At 31.2% G+C, this 22,651-nt stretch carries 15 protein-coding genes and 1 pseudogene; 3 read left to right on the top strand and 13 right to left on the bottom strand.

Annotation, left to right across the window (positions count from 1 at the left end; genetic code table 11):
• From ACRPLY_RS03990 to ACRPLY_RS04000, 3 genes are all read right to left on the bottom strand, one after another.
• Complete coding sequence (locus ACRPLY_RS03990; protein WP_432231570.1) at positions 1-1,665, bottom strand: hypothetical protein; 1,665 nt, start codon at positions 1,663-1,665, stop codon at positions 1-3.
• 279 nt (positions 1,666-1,944) lie between these two features.
• On the bottom strand, positions 1,945-4,125 hold the full coding sequence (locus ACRPLY_RS03995) for a DNA topoisomerase III (protein WP_432231571.1): 2,181 nt from the start codon (positions 4,123-4,125) through the stop codon (positions 1,945-1,947).
• 175 nt (positions 4,126-4,300) lie between these two features.
• Complete coding sequence (locus ACRPLY_RS04000) at positions 4,301-5,602, bottom strand: GIY-YIG nuclease family protein (RefSeq protein WP_432231572.1); 1,302 nt, start codon at positions 5,600-5,602, stop codon at positions 4,301-4,303.
• A gap of 119 nt (positions 5,603-5,721) precedes the next feature.
• Here ACRPLY_RS04000 and ACRPLY_RS04005 point away from each other — a divergent pair, with 119 nt between their 5' ends.
• Positions 5,722-5,952, top strand: coding sequence for a helix-turn-helix domain-containing protein (locus tag ACRPLY_RS04005; protein ID WP_432231573.1), 231 nt, complete (start codon positions 5,722-5,724; stop codon positions 5,950-5,952).
• A 91-nt stretch (positions 5,953-6,043) separates the two neighbouring features.
• On the opposite strand, the gene ACRPLY_RS04010 is transcribed toward ACRPLY_RS04005, so the two are convergent.
• The 8 genes and pseudogenes from ACRPLY_RS04010 to ACRPLY_RS04045 form a co-directional block, all read right to left on the bottom strand.
• Positions 6,044-9,763, bottom strand: a complete 3,720-nt coding sequence (locus ACRPLY_RS04010; protein ID WP_432231574.1) for a hypothetical protein — start codon at positions 9,761-9,763, stop codon at positions 6,044-6,046.
• Positions 9,764-9,813: 50 nt separating this feature from the next.
• Positions 9,814-10,380: a hypothetical protein gene (locus ACRPLY_RS04015; RefSeq protein ID WP_432231575.1), complete on the bottom strand. Its 567-nt coding sequence runs from the start codon at positions 10,378-10,380 to the stop codon at positions 9,814-9,816.
• A complete protein-coding gene (locus ACRPLY_RS04020) occupies positions 10,368-12,416 on the bottom strand; it encodes a hypothetical protein (RefSeq protein ID WP_432231576.1) in 2,049 nt (682 codons plus the stop codon). The genes ACRPLY_RS04015 and ACRPLY_RS04020 overlap by 13 nt, the downstream gene beginning before the upstream one ends.
• Positions 12,417-12,421: 5 nt before the next feature.
• Positions 12,422-14,821, bottom strand: coding sequence for a tyrosine-type recombinase/integrase (locus ACRPLY_RS04025; protein WP_432231577.1), 2,400 nt, complete (start codon positions 14,819-14,821; stop codon positions 12,422-12,424).
• 13 nt (positions 14,822-14,834) lie between these two features.
• Positions 14,835-16,181, bottom strand: a complete 1,347-nt coding sequence (locus ACRPLY_RS04030) for a tyrosine-type recombinase/integrase (protein WP_432231578.1) — start codon at positions 16,179-16,181, stop codon at positions 14,835-14,837.
• A 152-nt stretch (positions 16,182-16,333) separates the two neighbouring features.
• Positions 16,334-16,672 (bottom strand): annotated as a pseudogene (locus tag ACRPLY_RS04035) (toprim domain-containing protein); the annotation flags it as partial.
• Positions 16,673-16,940: 268 nt separating this feature from the next.
• A complete protein-coding gene (locus ACRPLY_RS04040; RefSeq protein WP_432231579.1) occupies positions 16,941-18,239 on the bottom strand; it encodes an arsenic transporter in 1,299 nt (432 codons plus the stop codon).
• A gap of 15 nt (positions 18,240-18,254) precedes the next feature.
• A complete protein-coding gene (locus tag ACRPLY_RS04045; protein WP_033578743.1) occupies positions 18,255-18,605 on the bottom strand; it encodes an ArsR/SmtB family transcription factor in 351 nt (116 codons plus the stop codon).
• Positions 18,606-18,895: 290 nt separating this feature from the next.
• Between ACRPLY_RS04045 and ACRPLY_RS04050 the strand changes: the two genes are divergently transcribed.
• Together ACRPLY_RS04050 and ACRPLY_RS04055 are read left to right on the top strand one after the other, a co-directional pair.
• Positions 18,896-19,582: a hypothetical protein gene (locus tag ACRPLY_RS04050; RefSeq protein ID WP_228307684.1), complete on the top strand. Its 687-nt coding sequence runs from the start codon at positions 18,896-18,898 to the stop codon at positions 19,580-19,582.
• Between the two features lie 72 nt (positions 19,583-19,654).
• On the top strand, positions 19,655-20,356 hold the full coding sequence (locus ACRPLY_RS04055) for a hypothetical protein (protein ID WP_432231580.1): 702 nt from the start codon (positions 19,655-19,657) through the stop codon (positions 20,354-20,356).
• 168 nt (positions 20,357-20,524) lie between these two features.
• Here the strand turns inward: ACRPLY_RS04055 and ACRPLY_RS04060 are convergent, their stop codons facing one another.
• Positions 20,525-21,307 carry a YibE/F family protein gene (locus tag ACRPLY_RS04060; RefSeq protein WP_028413678.1) on the bottom strand — a complete coding sequence of 261 codons (783 nt, stop codon included), beginning with the start codon at positions 21,305-21,307 and terminating at the stop codon, positions 20,525-20,527.
• Positions 21,304-22,296, bottom strand: coding sequence for a YibE/F family protein (locus tag ACRPLY_RS04065; RefSeq protein WP_033579521.1), 993 nt, complete (start codon positions 22,294-22,296; stop codon positions 21,304-21,306). The genes ACRPLY_RS04060 and ACRPLY_RS04065 overlap by 4 nt, the downstream gene beginning before the upstream one ends.
• Positions 22,297-22,651: the final 355 nt, after the last annotated feature.

Consider the following 22,651-nt stretch of genomic DNA (forward strand, 5'->3'; position numbering starts at 1 on the left):
TCACTCCTTATTAAGTTCTTTCTTGATATACATTTTATAAGCTTCAACTTCATTAATTTTGCTTCTTTGTCTAAAAAATTTCCTTACCTTACTGTTATTTCCGTTTATAACTGAAATTTCATATGGCACTTCAACTATAGATCCTTCTAATGCTGTTTTAAATTCTTCTTTTACATTTTCTTTTAACTGATTACTTGAAGGGGAACTGGAACTCTTTATTTCTATAAAAGATCCATTCTCAAACTCATCTTCATCAAATTCACCGGAAAAGATGACTTTTAAAGGACCCTCTTTGAATACATTTATTTTGTCTGAAAATTCTAACAATTCAATGATATCTCTTATTTTTTTTATAGCTAATGAAAAATCATCAGTATCAAGTAGATTAAAAAAGCTAAATTTTTCTTCTCCAAATTTTTTTAACAATAATATTTTATGGTTATCATCAATAGTTAAATAGCCCTCATTTATTAGTTTAATAAAAAACGTTATGTCCAATAGTTCCTTTATAGAAGTAGTCATTTCTTCACCTAGAGATAGATTTACTTTTGCTGAAGAAAAATTCCGTTCTGTATAACGGCTAATTACGTTAAAAAGACTTCCTCCATCACTAATATGATTTTTTAACTCTAATTCAAATTCATTTATATATCTTTCTAGACCTGAGTAAAGGGGTATAGTAGACGAAAATGATTGATGGAGTTTAATAATATATTTATCGATATAATATAATGAATCATTCTCTTCAAGGTATGACCTTGCCTCCTTATTAAATCGATTTTTAATTTGTTCTTTTATTTCAAGTGCTTGCTGCTTATCTATAAATTGTATTCTTGGATTTGATGGGTAATAGCATTTTGAACAAATATATCCAATTAAAAAGTCAATATCTTCTTTTACAGCTTTGAATCTACTATTGAATAGATTACCAATTTTTTTTTCTAATTCGTCTAAATATTGAGTGGTATCTTTTTTACTCATCTTAAATTTAGACAGTAACTTCTCTAAGTATTCTCCCTCTAGCCCCTCATAATTTCCTTTCTGAGAGTACTCTTCAATCTTATTAAAAAATGGGTTTCTTTTAATATTCATGTCATAATTCTCATTACTATAATATATTTCAACCGGAATATTAGGGGAGTTTCGAACTGTGAAATTAGTAACTAATTCAAATTCTGTTTTATAAGAAGTAGAATGCGTAAATAATTTATCTAATTCAAACAACTTTTGTATCCATTCTTTATACAACCCTGTTTTTGTAACATCACTATATTCTTTGTTCTTAGTTTTTGCTTGAATAAACCTAATTTTTTCTTTATTAAAAACTACCACATCTTGATGATGATCAATTAATAAATAATCCCATTTTCCTTCAATTAGCTCTATTAGATAATCTATAGAGACCATAAATTGAAAGTAAAAGCCTGACAAAGCAATAATTCCTCCATTGTCTTCTGTCTCTTCTAGAGTTAAAAGATCAGCTACCGAATCAGAATTAATTTCATCCTTCAAACTTTGTTGTATTTCTTCTAATGTTTTATTAACTAACATTTTGTTAAAAAAGCTTACTTCACTCTCTTTTTTTGTGTTTTTTTCAGTTTTCAACTTTATTAACGAGGTCACGTCATCTCTACTGTTTACTACAGTTTGTACTCTTTCACTCACTAGTAATAATCTCCTAACATATTTCGTGAATTTAATTTATAAATTTTCTTCTCAAATATTTAACTGTGTAATTTCACTTGGTATTTAAGACCTATAATATCACTTCAAAGGAAATTTTGCATATAAATTCCACGGAAATGTTTTCTATTTATAAGAATCTAAAATCTTAATTTTTATTTAAATTTATTAAATTCAAGAATTTAAAAATGAAATTTTTTACAAATAAAAAAGAACTCTCTTTTTAGAAAGTTCTTTTTGAAATAATTCAAATTTATAATATTATTTTTCAAACAAAAATTGAATTTTATCTTCTGTGTATTTTAATTTTGCATTAAACGTCTTTTCTCCTTTTTTAAACCCTTTAATTATATCTGTCTTACCGTCTTTCAATAGTTTCTTAGCATTAGCTTGAGAAATTGTTTTACCCAGTATCTTTTTAGAGAGAGTAAAATTACAGTTATTAACAGAATAATTAGAACAACCGTAAAACGTTCCTTTATCTACTATATCCCCATCACACTTTATACATTTACCGACCTTAGTTCCAATTGTTTTTGTTTTTCCTTTTACTCGGCCCTTGCTCCTTTCTCTTTTAAATTCACTGAGATCAAATTTTTCAAAAGACCAACCTTCACTTTGGTTCTTAGCGTCTTCTATTAATTTAAGCGAAAGCTTTTTAGCTTGTTCCATGAATTCCTGAGAGGATGCTTTACCTTCCCCTATTTCATTTAAACGCTGCTCCCATTTAGCCGTCATCTCTGGGGAGGCTAAGATACTTGAACCTATAGATTGAATTAAAAGCCTTCCTTTATTAGTCGCAAACACCTGATTCTTTTTAACGTCAATATACTTCCGATTTCTTAAAACATCAATAATTCCAGCTCGTGTGGCTTCTGTACCTAGACCTTGGGTTTTATTTAACACTTTAACTAGCTCGCTATCTTCTAAATGCTTTCCTGCGGTTTTCATCAACGTAATTAATTGACCCTCAGTATATCTTTTAGGAGGTTGAGTTTTTCCCTCTTTAACTTTTACATCTTGTACAATACCTTTTTCTCCATCTTCAAGAGAAGGTAAATCCTGCTCATCTTCATCAGCTTCTTGCTCTTTTTTATTGTCATAAATAACTTTGCGCCAACCTTCTTGAATTTGCTCTTTTCCTTTAGAAATAAAAGTTGCTCTTCCGTCAACAAGTGTATTAATGGTTGTATAATCGAAAATAGCTTTTTCGTAATGAGCAGCAATTAGTCTTTTGACAATGAGAGAATAAATTTTTTCTTCTTCTGCTGACATCTTAGCTGGATCTGTTACTTGCTCCGTCGGAATGATAGCATAGTGGTCTGTTACCTTTTTGGCGTTCACATACCTTTTATTTTCCATGACGGATTCAAAAGGCAATGGGAAATATGATTTAAAAGAGTCTAACTGACTGATTTTTTTTAAAGTATCTGGAAACATTTCTGCTTCTTCTTTTGTAACGTAACTTGAATCTGATCTAGGGTATGAAATAATACCTTTAACGTAAAGCTTCTGAGCAATTTCAAGCGTCTTTTGTGGTGAATATTTAAACATTCTATTAGCCGTGGCTTGTAAAGAAGATAAGTTAAAAAGAAAAGGTGGCTGAAACTCTTTTCTTTCCTTCTCAATCGAGTCAATAACTGCTTCCTTCCCTTTACAAAACAACATAACCTTATGTGCCATCTTTTCGTCGTTTAAACGTGTTTCACCATCTTTATGCCACTTACCCTTATATACCTTATTATCCATGTTAAATGTGGCTATAATTTCCCAAAAAGGCTCAGATTTAAATTTTTCAATTTCATTTTCTCTCTTTACAATTAATGCCAACGTTGGAGTTTGCACACGTCCTGTTGAGAAAACATCTGATATACCCTTTTTCTGCAGCAACAAAGTATACGCTCTAGAGGCATTCATTCCTATAAGCCAATCTGCACAGGCTCTACTTAAAGCCTCATAATATATATTTCTTGTCTGATGTTCTTCAAGCAAGTTTTCAAACCCATTAACCACGGCTTTTGGAGTAAGAGATGAGATCCAAAGGCGTTTCATTGGCTTGTTATTTTTACATAAATTCAGAATTACCCTTACAATAGCTTCGCCTTCCCTCTCTGCGTCTCCCGCAATTATAATTTCATTTATTTCTTTTCTATGAACTAAGTCTTTAATAACTTTAAACTGCTTCCATTTTGATTTGGTTACTTGATGTTTAAACTGCGTTGGAACAATCGGTAAATTTTCAAGAGACCATTTTTTCCACTCTGAATTATATTCTTCTGGAGGTACCAGCTCACATAAATGACCAATCGCCCACGTCAATAGAGCACCATTCGGAAAAATATGATTTGGCTCTATTTCTACATATCCTTCCTTTTTCTTAAAAGAAAAAGGAGACGCAAGTTTTAAACCTTGATCGGGCTTTTCTGCAACGATTAACTTCATAAAACATCTCCTAATACATAAAAGCTACGTAAAGCAGCATAATTAATTCACTTTTATATTGTAATACTAAAAGCTTATTAAATGAAATAGTTTAAATTCCAATAACGAACACCTTTAAATATTATGGATATATTTCTTTATTAATGTTTTTACTGTATAAAAACATAACTTAAGATTAAATTTCTAAGCTATAATTAACTATACTCATAAAATCAGCATCTAGTTTGTATTGTTCTTTAGAAAAGTAGTAAAATTCAGTTTCTGTAAGAAAGAACCATTCAGTAGAATCAAAAAGGGGATGACGTTGCTGTTTGAATTTTCTTTTTAAATAAGTTTCCAAGTTTAGGGCATTATAGCTTTCAATAATCTTTATTTCACCAAAATCATTAGTGTCAAATTTAAAATTATAGCGCTCTCTCGCTTCAATATATCGTCTAAGCAAACTTTCTTTAGTTACTCCTATCTTAACAATATTATTTTTATAACTACCATAAACATATAATATGTGAAACATTCCATAAGTTTTCATTAAATCAAAGTCATATTTAATAGTATTGAAAGACTTTAGGTTGCCATAAATCTTTCCTGGGAATATACGTGTAGTTATAAATTTATCAAAATTAATGTACTTTTGCTTAGCCAATAATTTCATCTCATTATGAAACTTTCCAAATATATAGTTGCTAGGAATTCTTCTATTTTCTTTCATAGTTTCAAATAATTTCTCTATAGGTAGAATTTCTTCTTGTAGCTTTTCAAAACGTTTATAAACACTAATATATACTAACTCTTTTATATAGATTTCTGTTATTCGGACATCTTCCACACTTATTTCTTTGGAATCCCATTTATACCCTTGGTAATAATTCATCCATTGCGTAAAAAAACAATCTATTTTAATTAGTAACTTTCTCACATCTTCCTCAACTTTAAAGTTATTTTTATAAAAAAAATCTTCGTATTCACCAAGTTCTTTTCTTAATTCACAGATAAGGTTTACTCGTCTTACTTTTTGATTTCTCATTAATAAAAGTTTCTTTACAGATAAGCTTATTTTATTTAGAAGCAATTCAATATTTTGCTTATCTCGAAAAGAAAATTCTTTTTTGTGAAAACTATAATAACTTACTAGGCCATTTAGTCTTTTTATTTCTCTTATTTGTTTGTTAATATCTCGCTTAAAGAGGCCATTTGCTTTTACTATTTTATTGTTAATCTCGTTAGCGACAGCTAGTCTCTCTTCTAACTGTTGAATTTTTTTATGTTTCAATTTCACTTGCTTTAATATATTAGTGCACCTCCTGTCTATGAATTCTATTCTTTTTCGAATCAATTTATTTATCCACCTTTCTTGACTAATCTGGTCTTCTAAGTCTTCCAATAAACGCTCAAGACCCTCTTGATAATTCCTCTCAAATTCAAGTTTTTTTTGTAAACTCTTGTTAATTGCTTTCATTCCTCTGTACGTATTATCCATATCTAACTCTCCCTTCTTATTTTTATTTTATTAAAATCTACCTTTGTAGACTATAGTCTGTAGAACAAAAATCATTGCTCTTTAAAAATAGTCATATAGACTTTTAGGAGCGTGGTTTCTTGGATATTGAACAGGCTTTCGGAATTATTATAAAGAAATATCGTGTAGAGCTTTCTTTAAGTCAAGAGAAGCTAGCTCTTGAAGCAAACTTAGATCGTACTTTTATCAGCCTCTTGGAGAGAGGAAAGAGAAAACCTACAGTGAACACCTTATTTTCTATTTCTAACGTTTTAAGAGTAGAACCTCATAAGATAATTTTAGAAATAGAGAAGCTCTTACAAAAAAATTAAAAAGTAGACAGCATTTGACCAACTTAATGGGCTCTGCTCTCTACTTTTAATAATCAAATGTTTAATGATTCAATATCTTGCTAAATAATTGTTATATATCCTCCATGAACTCTCTAATTTTTGTACCTCTGATAAGGTCATTAAAATATTCTATTCTTTCTTGGACCATTTTTTTATGTCGCAACAACTCAATTCCCTTTAAATCTACAAGCAAAATTTCAAATAACTCTTTTCTTCTTTCTAGGAACGGTACTTCACTTCCACTCCATGAATATATATTTTGTTCAAAAGGCAGTTTAATAAATAAATCAAATGATCTATTATATTTTAATAGATCTAATATATATTCAGACTTTTTTTTATTGCTTAAGTGTGCTGTGGCTCTAAATAAAAATACAATTCTATTTTCATCTTGGAAGTGCATGCATATCTGGTTTTTAATCCAGCTGTTTTGCCTTTCTAAGATTATCATTTCATTCGTCTCTTTGTTAGTAAACAAACTTTTTAAAACAGTTAAAACACGAAGATTATTTCTCTCTTGTTGAGCTTCTAAGCTTTTTATTAATTTATTAACTATTATTTCGTAATTCTCATGTTGCCAGATAAACGCAAATCCACCCTTGCTAAGTCTTGAAAAATTATCGCCTTCCATAATTAAAAAAGTTATTACTTCTTCTACTATCATATTATCAACATCTATATATTTTTTTAATGTTGTAAAACCAGGGTCATGATTTCTATCTACTTTGAGCAAACGTAAATATATATTTTTTAAGACATTGAGATTTTTTGAAAAAATAAAAAATATTCTTTTATTAATTTGTGAATATATATTAAATAAGTACCTTAAATCTCTAACTACTACTTCATCATTCTTATTTAAGATTTTCTGAATAACATTAATATAAACGTCAGAGTCCAATTCAAGATAGGGCTGTAGAAATTCTAAATCTCTTGAATAACCACTGGTCTTACCCTCAGGTTTATCGAAATAAGTATATATTTTTTTTAATGTCTTTAGATTTACACCCTTTTCTGATTCAATCACTAACAAGCAGTACATCCAATAACTTTGATTAAAATAGGAAATAGAGGTAAGTAAATTCTCTGCCCCCTCGAAGCCAAGAATCGTATTTAACCTTCTGATGATAGCCATTGGGTATACGTTCATCCTTAAATCAGTGGATAGATAGCCTTTTATCACATCTACAAAGATTTCCTCTCTTGCATTTTCCAAGAGAATTAAGATACTGTTTTCCATGTTGTACAATGAATTTTTAAAGATATTATTTTTGTTGATTTCATGACATACTTCAAAAACCGTTTCGAAATCATTAAGGCTAAAATTGGTAGCCATATTAATTAGATTTTGCTTCGCTTCAAGTTCTTCTTGTTCATAATTAATACCTAAAAACTCTTTTGACATTGCATTATATATTTTATATTCTCTCGAATCTAACTTTGAAAGCAGGTCAGTCTCCAACTTTAAATCATGTCTAAGCAAAATGTTATTGATCCTATTAAAAATAATACTTTGTCTTAGAGATAACTCCTCTATATTGATTAAGAGCTGAGATATAAACTTAAAATCAAACCTTAGTAATTTCTTATCTATTTCTCTAGCATTTTCATAACCAAAGTTAAATAATATTTCTTCAACGTGTTCATTAACTGTACAGTCTAAATATAAACTAATAAGTTTCTCCCATACAACTTTTCTTATTTCATACATATCCTCATTGCCTGTTAAAATAAGATCGTAGTATTTTATTGTGTTTCTTCCTGCTACCTCATTAATATGAAAGCTAAAACTCAAACAAAAATCTAAAAGTTTAATTAAAAGCATTTTTGAAACCATACTTTTTTCTTGATTATATGTTCTTATAGAACAGTCAATCATACTTTTTTGAAGAGCATACCTCTGTCTTTCAGAAAAATCTTTAAACCCAAACCCTTCAGTAAGAGCAGAATAAACTTCTAAAAACTCCTCAGGTTTTTTTAAAAGATATTTAAATATTAATTGTAACGCTTCCTCATAATACTCTGTCTGACTATAGTTCATAAGTGTTCTGAGAATTTTAGGTAGATGAGGACTATTCTTAGAAATATCATAACTTACTAATTCTGGGGAACTGGCTACAGGATAATCGTCAATCTCTTGACTAATATAGACTAGCGTTTCAATTTCCATCGCAAACCAAAAAGAATACATAAAATCTTTTTGATCTTCTTGGTTAGATGCCTTCTTCTCATCAAATACCTGTTTTATTTCCCTCTTTACAAAATTATATATATCTTCATGATAAAAATAAGAAAATACTCCGTTTATATTTTCAATTATACGTGTAGTGATTTTAGGGAAATAAGCTTTAATTAAGAGAGAATATGCTAATAGTTTTTTATTAAAAACTGAATGGTAGAAGAGGTAAGTTCCCAAAATTTGATCAGAAACTTTCACAACTTCCTCTTCATAGATATCTACAACTTCCATAGCATGAAGTCTATCTGTAAGGCTTAAAAAATCATCTTCCGTTAGATTTGTTATCTCACACATAACTCTTAAATTATCCAAATATTTCAAATTTACGTAATTTAAAAAGCTATATATCGCTGCTACTTTAAGTAAATTATTATTTTCTAATTCTGCTTCAAAATCTGCCTTAATGCTTTTATAATACTCTTCTATTAATTCAATAACGTTTCCAATACTTGCTAAAGTATTCTGTTTAGCAGCAGTTTCACAAGCCATTACAGCTATCCTTGCATTTCCTTGAGCAATCTCTAGAATTCTCTCAATGTAGATGGAATTGTGTATATTATATTCTTTACAGCATAAAGTTTTTATTACATCGTTTTCCAAAACATCAACTTTTATAGTACAGATTTTAAATTTCGAAAGTTTATCAATTAAATTGCGCTCTGCGTATTCTCTTACTGATAATATCAATTTGATGTGGATTCTTTCAGTATCCATATTTAAATACTCTAAAACCAAATTCAGTTGAGTGAGTTGATTGGCATCATCGATAAATATTAAATAGTAACCCGGCTTACCAAAATTAGTTTTTAAATCTTCATATAAGTTTTGTCCATTATTTCTTAAACATTTTACTGTATACTCTGGATATTTATCCTTAAAAATTTCTATACACTCTATAGCTAGACGAGTTTTCCCTACACCTGGTTTTCCAGTTAATATAGAAATTTCATTTTTCGATATAGATTCCACAATCAAGTTTTTTTCTTTCTCACGAGCATATAATGTAGTATTAAGTGGTGTAGATAATTTATTTCTGTTATAGATTTTTACAAAATCTTCTTTATCTAATATTTGCTCTGTATCTAAAGAAACCCCTAAAAATTCTTTTGCGATTGAAGGGTTATTATAAATCTTAAACGATAGCGCATCTACTGTTATTAGCTCCAGACTAATGCCATAAGTTGCGCACTGTGTATTTAGATTAGAAATTTCATCCGTTGTAAGTTTTCCTGTGCAACAACATATTATTTTATTAATTTCGTCTAAAGCAATGTTAGTCTTACCTTCATCTAAACATTTATTAATATCATCTTCAAATTTCTTAAAGATATTGTTCTTTTGAACTGTATATTCTATAAAAATATAACCTCCTTCCCTGAGTTTAATCAACGTATCAGGTGTTCCTGTTCTTGTGTTATTATTTCCTAATACAGAACCTACAGCATAGACTTCCCCTTCAATTATTTTTGAAAAGTATACATCCATCATTTTTTGAAATTCTCCACCATTGAGTTCACTAATTTTTGATTGAATTTCATTAATTTTAGACATTAGCATCACCTTTTTAAATAGCTTTAATTGAACTATTACAATTATACACTCTAATTTTCCTCATTCTTCTTTATATTAATATTTTTTCCTGATGTGAAGGGTATGTTTTTAGGTATATGTTTTTCTTGTAAAGTTTTAATTGTTATTTCTTTTTCGATCAATATTTTGTGAAGCTCGTCATTTCTAGTTAATAAATATTGTAAATCTTCTTGCATTTTTTCATTTTGAAGTTCTATCACATTTTCTTTTGTAATATGATACAAAATTTTCTCATATTGATTTTGAATATCATTAATTTTTTGTCTAAAATTTGTTATTTTGCTTTCGTTAAAGTAATCTGGAACATGTTTTATCGAATATTCAACATAATCTTTTAAAATTGAATCGTTGTATAAAGTTTTCCTCGTGAAATTCGTAGCAGGTGAATTTGTAATAGATGTCTTGGTAACTTTCAATTTTTGAATACGTTTAACTAAATCCTGCGCTTCTTTTTCTCTTTCTTGAATAAATTTCTCTACTTCTATTAATCTTTCTTGGGTTTTTGCATCTAAGTTATCAAAGGGAATTTGATTAATGTCTAGTAATTTTTCTTGCACTTTTCCTTTTATTTGATCCAAGGTTGAACCTCCTCTTTTATAGACTCTAACTGATTAACTATATGAACAGTATCTGGAAACTCTTCAATAGTAGCTGCTTTTCCTTTTTCTTTAATATACTTTTCTAGTAATTTTATTTCTGTCTTTAATGTTTTCTTTGAAAAGTGCTTCAAAGCGTTTACTTCTCTTTCATATTCAGAGATGAATTTGTCATTTTTAGTTGCAATAATTTTATTATGTTCAACTATTTGCTTTTTTTGTTTAAAACGTTCATAGGAATAGCGAATAAACTTAAATGTGGGTAACTGGACCCCAATATGATAATAATCTGCGCTTGAACTAAAATACTTTCTTCTTTCACAGATACCGTGAATAACACTTCTCATACATACTCCAAACTCATTCTCAGCTAATGGTGACTGAGTCCTCTTTAAAAGCTTTAATACCTTTTCCATATCTTTCTGGATATTGAGATCATTATTGGTTAAAAACTCATTAATTTTCTTTATGTTATCAGCAAAACCTTCATTGTGTAGTTCGGATTGTAAAAATGAATCTTGTACTTTTAAAGGATTTGTTTCAATCAACCCATTTTCGTTGGAAATGGAAGATAATATTTGTACGCTCTCATTTAGTTTATCTTGAAATTCTTCGCTTTTATCATAATAAGTGGTCATATCTTCTGAAAGATGATTCATATGTTTTACAATAAAATCTAAATGAACCCCTTGTAAAAATAATTTTGTACAGACTGTCACACGAAACATGTGAGGGTTTACGTACCAATATTTTTTCATCTGAATTTCTTTATAGGTCACTTTTTTTCTTTCTTCAACATTGACGAATTTATTATACTTAGATTCACTTGTAATCTTAAACATCTTTAAGTTATGGATTTCAGCCGATGGAACTTTATCTATGTTAAAATCTTGTTCATGGGTGAAAAAGAACCTTTGAATATCATCTCTTAACAGTCTTGTACCATGTTTTTTCAATCCGTATTTCTCACTAATAAATAAATATTTCCTCGCTTGTTTATCTAACATTTTAAGTTCTTCAATATCAATGTCTCTGTCTAAACTTTTAATTTTACTATTGTTTGACTTTGGTTTTAAAGTTCCTTTATTACGTAATGTGAGCATTACTCGATTCTTGGTACTTTCACTCAAAGAATCTATTATTTCATTAACCAAGTTTTCTGCAACCTTATACGCTTTAACGGCTTTATCACTTAACCAAGTAACTGTTTCTTTTGATTCGAAAGTTCCCTCTTGAATCTTAAAAGTTCTAAACTTCAAATAGTAGTGTCTATTTTCCCCTACAACTATTTCTTCTAGGTTATTGGCTTCTAACATAGTTGCTTCTTCCAACCTCATGCCAGTTTCAGCTAATAGGATTATTAAAGCTGCAACAATACGTCTATCTTTATTAAGGTTAAAGTTCTCAATATCACTTAAAGCTATAGATACAATTTGGTTTAAAAAGGCATTTGGTATGTACTGATTTTTTGCAGTAGTTGTTTTTGCCTTATAACATTCTTTTGTAATTTCGTCTAAATATTTTTTTATAGGTTTCACATCTATAGAATCAATATCTTCTATGGCTGTAATAAGCTTATAATAGGCTAACTTTAGAGTCTCAATATAATTATTAGTACAATAAGCTTTTTTCTCCTCAAAGAAATCTTTAATTATTTTTAAATCTAATAACCTAATATCATGAATGTTTTTATGTTCAAGATATTTGATAATTGATTTTAATGTAGAAAAAGTTGGATGAATGCTACTAAATCTGTTCTTGTTAATTAGTAACTGATTTAAAATGACTGTTTTCACGTATAAATGATACGCAGAAGGGATTTTGTTAAAATCGTACCTATAAATTTCTGGAGACCTATTCAACTTGTTAAGGTTTTTAAAATCCCATATAGCATCTCTAAACCAAATATCGGAAGTAATTCTAAAGTTTTCATCTTTCTTGTACCTATTACTTTTTAATTCATTTAAGTTTTTAACTAAGTCTTGTTCAAATTTGTAAATAGTTGTAGTTAATCTCATAAAGCTCAACCTCTAACCAATTTTATTTTATACATTTCGGAAAGGTATTTTCCTAATAGTTTTTTTTGTATGTTCAGTTCTTCTATCTCTAAGTAATTATTGGTATTTTCAATATCACTATTATATTTCTGAATCAAGTTTTCAAAATTCGGAATTCTATTAACAAATGTAACAAAGTGCCTGCACAATAAACATTCTCCTATCTCAAAAATACAAGTATCACTTCCACAATGACCTAAGTTTTCTTTAACTAGATTTTGCATTTGCTTTGTTTCTTCTAACAATATATTTCCCTTTATGTCCACATCAGAAAAAGTTACCTTTGCCATTGCTTCAACATAAAATTCAATATCGTTGTGCTTCCGATAATATTGGTTTGCAGTTTTATAACTATTTCCAGTAATTAAAGCAATTTCATTGATGGATAAGTTCTTTTTGATTCCTTCTTTATAAGCGTTATCAATAAAAGTATGGCGAACATTATAAGGATGATAACCTTCTTTAACTTCTAAGGTTGGTCTTAATTTTTCTATAATGTTACTAAAGTACTTAGAGAAATTAATACGCTTATTATGCTTAATTCTTGAAGAGTGATATTCTTCTATAAAAATATAGTTAGATATTATACGGTTAGGCTGAACTACTGGCTGGGTAATCCTAATAGCTTTTTTTATTAAATTAATTATATTTGACGATACTCTTTGTGTTACATACTCTTTATTACTGTTTTTAGAGACATAAGATATATCTCCTGTACCATCACTATACTCATTTACGATACATTCTCTCCTAAGATTCAATATTTCTCCTATCCTCAAATTAGTTAAAATAAATATTTCAAATACTATAGTATAAAGTTCCCCGTTCGTGCGAATATTTGATAAATTCTCAAACTCTTTATATATTTTATTACTGTCATTTTGAGTTAATGGCTGGCCTCCAGTTTTAACCTCCAACCCTTTCAAATTTAATATCTTTAAATCAGAATCTGTTACTTTATATCTTTCTTTATAGAATATTAAAAATTTTCTAATTCCTTTTAACACACCTTTCAAAGATGTACCGGTATTTGCCTCTAATTCTTCCTGACTTCTATATTCCCATAAGAACTCACTAGAAAAAATCTTATTACCTTCATATCTTTTAAAAGGAAACACAGCCTTATTAAATTCTTCCCATAAATTTAGAAATTGTTTAATTTTATAAAGATATTGAGTGTTAGTTTTAATATTACTGTTACTATTCCAAATAAATTCTTTTATATCTTCCTGAAACTTCAAAGAAACGTCCTCTAAATCCACACCAATCCATGATTGGTTGGAGTTATGGGCACTATTGAAACTATAATTATTAGGAATGATACAAAACTTATTACAGACCGGTAACCCTTCTAAAGGATTATAATAAACAAAATTGTAACCTTGTTCAAAATAGCGATAAAAACTTTTAGAAAGTATAGCTTCTTTGAAACTAGTTGGGAGTAAGACGAAATTTGAAAGCTTTTTATTTGAATAGACAAGATACCTGTAAAATTGGACTAATAGCTCTTTGAGCTCCGAATTTACAATTAGTTTTCCATAAAGAGGATCTTGCAAGTCTTTAAAATATTGATATTGTTTAGTAAAGAGTTTTTCATCAAACCTCCACTGTTCTTTAACATTAGAATCACCTAGGCTTTCGTTAAAATAATACATGAACACTCTTAAATGTCTCCCATATAATTGGTCGGAGTTAAACGTAAGCAAATAAGAATATAATATATCTTTAACAAATTTACTATCTGTTCTGACATGAAAATTACTTTGAGTTTCTTCATCACCTGTTTCATTTGCATGTTTTATAGGAATAAGATTGTTATAATGACAACAAGGAGGATAGTTGCTCAGAACTTCCTGAGCATATAACGGTATGCTCCTTTTCACTTTGGATTTTTTGATTTCAGTTAATAAGTGTAAATAATTTTTAATTTCCAAAACATTCATTCTATCGCAGTATAAGGGACTATACGCCAGGTACTTGAAGAATTCACAAATAACCTTATAAAAGTTTTTTGCTCCCAAGACGTTTTTCCGTTTCTCTTTTTCTTTATACGCTTTGTTAATCAGACTATCTTGATTTGCATTTAAGCTCTCACAATAATACAAGGTATTAAGCAGATCAAAGTTATAAACTTCACATATAAAATTCCAGTTCAGATCTTCTATACTCTTGTTATTAAACACACTTATTAAATACTTCCACCCTAGATATTCTCTTTCATAAACATTTCTATCGTTAATAATAGGAAATACATAAGAGTTAACATAATAGTCTAGAAAAGCCTCTCTAGTCTCTATACACTTAATATTTGTTATTATTTCAAATTTAATTTCTTCCTGTAAACTTTCCCACTTTTGATTTTTCATATAATTTATATCCCTATTCCTTATAGTAATCTAAAAGTTTTTTCTCTAACTCTTTCGTATGTTCCAGTATTGTTTCATGTTTTGGGTTATAGTATTGCAGTGTTGATTGAATACTTTTATGCCTTAATTCTCTTTTAACATAGCTAATATCTTTATTCATGTTTTCAATTAAATACATTGCATATCCATGCCTAAACCTGTGGCTTAAGTTATTTTTTTTATTCTTATGGTCTGTAGATATTCCTATGTTCATGAAAACTAGCTTTAACATTTTATTAAAACCTCCTGCTGTTAAAGGGGTTCCATTCTTATTTAGAAACAAATAATAATTTGGTTCATGCTCGTTATCTAAGCTGTCTGCTATAGAATTTTGAAAAATGTTATCAAGTACAGAATCCGACAACAACAACAAATCGCGAGAGGTCTCTATATATTGTTTTAAATCCCCCATGAGTGCAGCCGGTACCGTAATGGTTTGGTATCCTATTCCTTCTTCTGTATATAAATTCGAATTATAATCTTCTTTTTTAAATACTTTAAAGCATGTTTTAGCTTGTTGATCTTTTTTATCACTCAAACGATTTCTAAGTATAAGGATTCCTGCATTAGAGTCTTTGGGATGAACTTTTATATCCTCAAGCGTTAGCCCCAAAACCTCTCCTAAACGCATCCCTCTCGTAAACATTAAATTTATTATCAGTAAGTCCCTTGAATTATGACGGGAATTTCTTGAAACAATGAATTTTTTTACTTTTGAAAATTCTTGTAAGCTAATATACTTTGGAACATAAGAGACAAAGCTGTTATGCCTGGTTACATTTGTTTTATATTTATTAACTGTAATTGTTTTAGTATGGGATAAAAGCCCAAAACCTCCTTTACTTATACTAGCAACTGTTTGCTCAAATAAATAGTCGCTTTTCACCTCAATAAATTTCATAAATTTTCGTATGGTATCTAAATATTGATTGTGGGTAGAAATTGACCTTTTAGTAGTTAACAATAGTTGATATAGATTACCTTCAATAGCATCTCCTAAAATAAACCTTGATAAATTGTTAACTTCATTTCTATCCAGATCTTGTACTGTTATATCCCTAATTTCTAGGAAAGAATAAAATAATTTTAAGGCACTTGCAGCTTGTTCCTTACTATTTCTAACTTCTGCCTTACAATAGTCATTTATAAAATTAAATACTTCTTTAATTACTTTTCCACGAGAATCTAATAAAAAGATATATTCAACTCCTTCGTATGTTTGATGTACTCTTGTAACACTGATTTTCCTAATTTCCACTTGGTTTTTGTATATATGGTATACAGTCCCAAAATAATTTTCTCCCTCTTTAATAACTCTCATTCAACCCCTCTTTTCTTACTCCTTCTCTTTTATAATATATGGCTATTTAAAAGATTCTTCAAACTACTTACACACTATAGAAAGTTAGTATATCTTTAATTCATAGAAAAAGAGACTTGTATAAATTACACATTTACACAAGTCTCTATATCTTCCCGCCCCGCATCTCCCGCATGTATAATTTCTGTGACCGTCGGCTTTTTAAGCAGCTTTTTTACCACTTGAAACTGCTTTGCTTTTGAGCGCGTCACTTCATATTGAAAACGGTCTGGAATCATCGGCAGCGTGTCAATTGACCACTTTTTCCACTCCGGCTTATAATCTTCCGGACTTACAAGCTGACATAAATGCCCCACTGCCCACGTTACATATGCTCCGTCTGTAAACACTTCATTCGGTGGAATCTCTAAATAGCGGTCGTGACGCTTCGGCTTGAACTGTGAAGCGAGCGTCGATCCTTGATCCGGCTTTTCTGCAATAATTAACTTCATGTATTTAATCACCTTACATTTCAAATTTCCATGTGAAACTTAGTCAGTTTTATTATTTTATCATAGAAAGAGCTGTTGGAGTATGAATGGGGAGAAAAGTAGTTTCAATGAGAAATACATATCCCATTTTAAAAGCGTGTCAGTGTCCGTTATACTTTTTCAATGAAAAAGCTGTAGATTATTTTCTACAGCTTCGATACACATCTAAAATTTTCTGATAACAGCGATTATCATCCTATCGACTAAAACAAATCTCCTTTAGTACGCGTTATGAAATAATCAGCAACCAAATATACAAACCAACAAGCGTAATAAACAAGGTCGGAATCGTTAAAATAATACCCGTTTTAAGATACGTTCCCCATGAAATTTTCACGCCTTTTGTTGACAGAACATGAAGCCATAAAAGCGTCGCTAAAGAACCAATCGGGGTAATTTTCGGACCTAAATCCGATCCAATGACGTTTGCATAAACGAGCGCTTCCTTGATTGTGCCAGCTGCGTGTGTTGCATCGATTGCTAGTGCATCAATCATAACGGTTGGCATATTGTTCATAATCGATGAAAGAATAGCCGCAGTGAATCCCATACCAATCGTTGCTGCAAACAGTCCATGGCTGGCTGTTGCTTGGATCACGTCAGCCAGAATTTCTGTTAAACCAGCATTACGCAAGCCGTATACAACGACATACATGCCGATAGAGAAAAAGACAATCGCCCATGGAGCTCCCTTTAGCACTTTTTTTGTATGAACCGCTCGGCTTTTTTTGGCCATCATCAAAAACAGAATAGCAATAATACCTGCGATGATCGAAACGGGGACGCTAAAGAATTCTCCAATTAAATAGCCTAGCACTAGCAAAACTAAGACAATTCCAGATAGCCGGAACATCTTTTCATCTTTGATGGCATCCACTGGCTTCTGCAAATCTGCTACATTGTATTTCTTAGGAATTCTTTTGCGGAAATACAGATACAAGACCATAATACTTGCAAACAGAGAAACCAAATCTGGAACAATCATGCGTGATGCAAATTCAGAAAAGCTAATGCCAAAGAAGTCGGCTGATACGATATTCACTAAGTTACTAACAACAAGCGGCAGCGAAGTTGTATCCGCAATAAATCCACTTGCGATAATAAACGGAAAAACCATTTTATCGTCGAACTTTAATGCCCGAACCATGGCTAAAACAATGGGTGTTAAAATCAAAGCTGCTCCGTCATTAGCAAATAGCGCTGCTACAACGGCTCCAAGAAGAGACACGTAAACAAACATACGCACGCCGTTCCCTCCTGCAGCTCTAGCCATGTGAAGCGCTGCCCATTCAAAGAAACCAATTTCATCTAAAATTAAAGAAATAATAATAATAGCAATAAACGTAAGAGTCGCATTCCACACAATGCTGGTTACCTCAAGAACGTCTTGAAAATCAACAACGCCTGCCATTAAAGCAAGGATAGCTCCCCCACAAGCCGACCAGCCGATTGATAAATTCTTCGGCTGCCAAATGACAAAAATTAGTGTTACTAAAAAAATCAATGATGCTAGTACAACCGATGCCACTGTTTAAACCTCCAATTATTCACAACAACTAATACGCAGTCCTTGTTTTTCTAGCTCTTTTAAACGTTCGTCCTGACTTGGTACAGATTCAAGTATACCTAGAACAAACTCATAGTACCGGCTTTCTTTATTAAGAGAATAAAAAACCCATTGCCCTTTTCTTCTTTCCTTCACAAGCTCAGCATCTCTTAATTTTCGCAAATGCTGACTAATTGAAGGTTGGCTAGCTTGATAGATATCCACGAACTCACACACACAACATTCATTGTTCTCTATTAATTTCACCATCGAAAGCCTTGTTTTATCTCCCAATAATTTTAAGATTTGAGCTGCCTTTTCAATACTATCTATAGATTTTGTACTCATTAATGAACACCTCCTACTCCCTTTCAGCTGATGTATAAATGGGCTTATGTATTAATGCTTCATTACTATAATTGATTTTTAACTGATTTACAATTTTTTAGTGAACTAAAAGTGATTTAGTAGTTGTTTAAGGATTGGATTTAAGGAATTATTTTCCCTACTAATTTAAGTCAAATCTAGCATACGATAATATAGGTACGTTTTCTCGTAAAAATGCTCCTAATGTCCTTGGACAAACATACATACTTATTTTGTCTATCTGAATAAAATATAGAGAAAAATAAGAAAGGATGATTACGATTAAAAAACATTATTCCTATTATAATCCGCAAGATGGTAAATATTATGTAGACAAGCCTTACTCTCTTAGAGACGATAAAGTATCCCCCTCTGCTGCCCCTAAAATCCCTTTAAAAAATACAGCCGATAGAGCTTATAAAATCCCTGTATTCCTCAGCCACCCTTCTATGCTTAATGCTACTCAAACAAGATTTCTTAATCGTTTAATTGATGAAATTGAACGTGCTCTTCTTTTCCCTCGTACACTGCCTGATACGGAGCAATATCCTAATAAAACGATTACAAGCGTTCGCCGAATGATCCTCTCTAGCTATGGATTGATTGCGGTGAATATGCAGCAAGTCTTCGCCAATTATACCATGACGAATATTCCCGGCGGTACACCTCCGCCACCATCATGGGAAGGTGCTCCGTTTTTACAAATAGAGCCAAGCATGGGTTACCAACGAGGCCTGCCTTTACTTCTTATCAAAGAATCAGGTGTCAATAGTATAGGCGTATGGAATCCATCAGTAGTTCCGTTCTTTATCATTGAATGGGATTCTTCAAAGCCGCTTGATGAGTTTTTTAACCGTGTTGAATGGAGAGAAATATTTCAAAACTGGATAGCTCAAGTGCGAAATGGCTACTTTATTCAAACACAGCCTTCCTATCGATACGGCCCGGATGATCTATAGAAATCACTTCAAACGAAGAGTACTTTCGAAAGCTATTTCTATAAACAACGTTGAAATGTGAGGTGAATATAATTGACTCTAATTACTAGTGGGACATGCGTAGGAGTTCTATATCGAGCTAATGCCGGTGCATCATGCAGAAACGGGTACTGTGTTCATAATGGAAGATTAGTAGGGGGCGTCATAAGCTCAAATGCCGGTATCTTAACGGTTACAAGAAGCATCGATAACACAAAGTTACAGACTTATAACGGTATTCTTCTAAGTCACCGAGCCGTAAATCGAACGACAGGGCAAGTCACGCAGCAATATTTGTATTTTAGAAAAAATCAATTGGAAAAGGTAGAAGTCACACCTTATACACAATATAGTGACCCTAGCTGTCAAAGAGAAAGTCATTACAACATCCCTGATATTATCTATCCCGGTGAATGTGTAGGAATCAGATATCGGTCAGGAGATGAATGGTATATAGGAAACGGGCGATATCTATATTGGACAGGCCAAGTGAATCACTGTATATTTGATGAACGTCCGCAAAGTACAAATAGACAATTTTTACGTCAGATTTGGTACGTACACTGGATACTTGACCCAAAAAACGAACGAAATATTATACCTCAAAAGACCTCCAGAGGACCTGGATCTCCAAGAGGTGAACGTAGAATTTATGCTTTTAAAAATATAATTCCAGCTAACGGTGAGACCGTCCTTGTAAAAGCTGCTTCTCCTGTGAATTCTGCTTCTTGGCCTTTTCGTATTATCTATCAGTGAGAAAAATAGAGAATAATCCTTAATGCTATTACAACTCCCATCCTCCACCTAGTTTCCTCTCAAAATCCCACAAATAGGCCGAGGTTAATTTGAACTGCCCCTCCAATGGTTAACCATTGGAGGGGCAGTTTCTTATGACTTTCTGTTTTTATTTGTCCATACGCTTCTCTACTTTATTTCCTTGTACTGCTTCCCTTTTTCTCTTTTTTGTAAGAAAATAGAGGCACTAATCCAAGAGGTAATCGGAATAATAATGGCTACACCAATGCCCCCGCTTAAAATAGAAATGACTTCCGCACAAAAGGTTTTTGAATTGATAATGTCTCCAAACGAATACGACAATCTCTTAAACCAGATAATTAACGTCAAATATCCGCCTACAAAGGCAAAATACAGTGTATTGGTTGTGGTGCCCAAAATATCTCTTCCGATTTTCAAACCAGAATTGAAGAGATTCTTTTTAGTTACGGACGGATCATGAACAAATAATTCATTCATAGAAGACGAAATAGATAGCGAAATATCAATGATCGCTCCTATGGCACCCATAATAATTGTACAAATGGCTATTTTAGCAAAGTCAATTCCAACATAAAGTGAAAAAGCGTTAATTTCTTCTTCCTGTTCTTCTCCAAATCCTTGAATCATTGCATGATGTTCAATAATAAAAATAAAGAGTACTAAAACAGCTAAGGTAATAATCGTTGAAACAAACGCAGCAAGCGTTTTATGATTGAATTTATTAATATAAAATAAATTAATGCAGCTAATGATTGTACAAGCGATTAACGTAACAACAATCGTATTTTTTATAGACAGCATAAAGAGAATGGTGAGAAAAATAACGCCAAAATTCAAGAACAGCGCAAGGAAAGACCGGATTCCTTTTTTTCCGCCCACAATACTCATCAGAATAAATAAAATAAGAGCAAGCAATAGTAAAACGTTCACTTTCTGTTCCCCTTTCTAAAAATAAAAAGAATCGAAAGATAGAGTGTAATGGGAATCGTTAACACAATACCAATGCTGCCAGTAAGAGCACGGATTAACTCCAAGGAGAAATTCATCGAAAACGTATATCCTAAAGGAGAGCCATTCTTTAAATAAAGAAGAACCATTGGGATTGTTCCGCTTATATATGAAAAAAATAAAATATTCGTCATAGCTCCCATGATGTCTCCGCCAATTTCTTTGCCTGATTTCAGTAAATCTTTGCGCGCAATCTCTTTATTTTTTTCATATAGTTCATAGACAGAAGAAGTAATCGTAATCGCTACATCCATAACAGCTCCTAAAGATCCTATTAATACCTCACTCATAAATATTTTTTGAGGAGGAATCGTTACAAACTCCATTCCTTCATAATGAAGGCCATTAGAATCTGTCAGTTGCATGACACCATACGCGATTAAAAGAGAAACAAATGTACCTATTAAAGTTGAAATAATGGCTACATGCGTTTTTTCTTTATTACCGCTTACTAATAACAAAGAAATAACCGTAAAAAGAACGACAGCTACCATACATACAGCTAGCAAGCTCACATTTCCTAGTGCTAAATATACATTGAGGGCCCCGATTAAAAGAACAATATTAATAAATAAGCTAATGATTGAATAAAAACCTTGTTTTCTTCCAATAGCCAGCAAAATTAATATAAATAAACCAGCGACAGCGGTAACCTGCTTGTCCCGCTTCACTCCTTCAATCGTTCCATTTAGAGCATGCTGTGAATTCTTTTCTAAGGAGACAAAAAGATCTGTTCCGACAGTATACTTTTGATCATAAGCACCTGAATACGAGTACGTATTCTCTAAATGGATAAGCCTTCCTTTATATTTTCCGTTCATTATTTTAGCAACAATTTCCTGAGAGTATACGGTATCTTTGTTATGATTTAAATCAGCAGATTTGTTTTTTTCTACAACATTCGTCTTCACTACCTGAGCTATTGGTTTTTTATAAAGAGAATAATTGTGGTTTGTTACAATGAGCGCTATACACAAACAGCAAATCCCTAATATGTAGAGAAAAATTTGTTTCCGTGATGATTTATTGGACTTTATTTTCGAAAAAAGGTTCCTTATGTGCTGAGCATACAAAGTAGACATAAATACTTTCCTTTCTGGTTATCAGTTGAACGCAGAGCTTTTGAACATGAAGAGACTGCAAAGAGATCCAAATTCCCTTTGCAGTCTTTTCATTCGTTTATTATGAGCGTTATAGAGCAAGACATACTCCAGGTACACAAGACGCTTAAACCTGCTGTTTTTTCCTTCCGTACTGTACCAGAGA

This window comes from Priestia sp. TGN 0903, assembly GCF_050846855.1.
Taxonomy (GTDB): domain Bacteria; phylum Bacillota; class Bacilli; order Bacillales; family Bacillaceae_H; genus Priestia; species Priestia zanthoxyli.

Excerpts from the sequence above, each read along its gene's own strand:
- ACRPLY_RS04045 (WP_033578743.1), bottom strand. The coding sequence starts at position 18,605 with ATGAGTACAAAATCTATAGATAGTATTGAAAAGGCAGCTCAAATCTTA.
- ACRPLY_RS04010 (WP_432231574.1), bottom strand. The coding sequence starts at position 9,763 with ATGTCTAAAATTAATGAAATTCAATCAAAAATTAGTGAACTCAATGGT.
- ACRPLY_RS04000 (WP_432231572.1), bottom strand. The coding sequence starts at position 5,602 with ATGGATAATACGTACAGAGGAATGAAAGCAATTAACAAGAGTTTACAA.
- ACRPLY_RS04050 (WP_228307684.1), top strand. The coding sequence starts at position 18,896 with ATGATTACGATTAAAAAACATTATTCCTATTATAATCCGCAAGATGGT.
- ACRPLY_RS03995 (WP_432231571.1), bottom strand. The coding sequence starts at position 4,125 with ATGAAGTTAATCGTTGCAGAAAAGCCCGATCAAGGTTTAAAACTTGCG.
- ACRPLY_RS04020 (WP_432231576.1), bottom strand. The coding sequence starts at position 12,416 with ATGAGATTAACTACAACTATTTACAAATTTGAACAAGACTTAGTTAAA.
- ACRPLY_RS04025 (WP_432231577.1), bottom strand. The coding sequence starts at position 14,821 with ATGAAAAATCAAAAGTGGGAAAGTTTACAGGAAGAAATTAAATTTGAA.
- ACRPLY_RS04030 (WP_432231578.1), bottom strand. The coding sequence starts at position 16,181 with ATGAGAGTTATTAAAGAGGGAGAAAATTATTTTGGGACTGTATACCAT.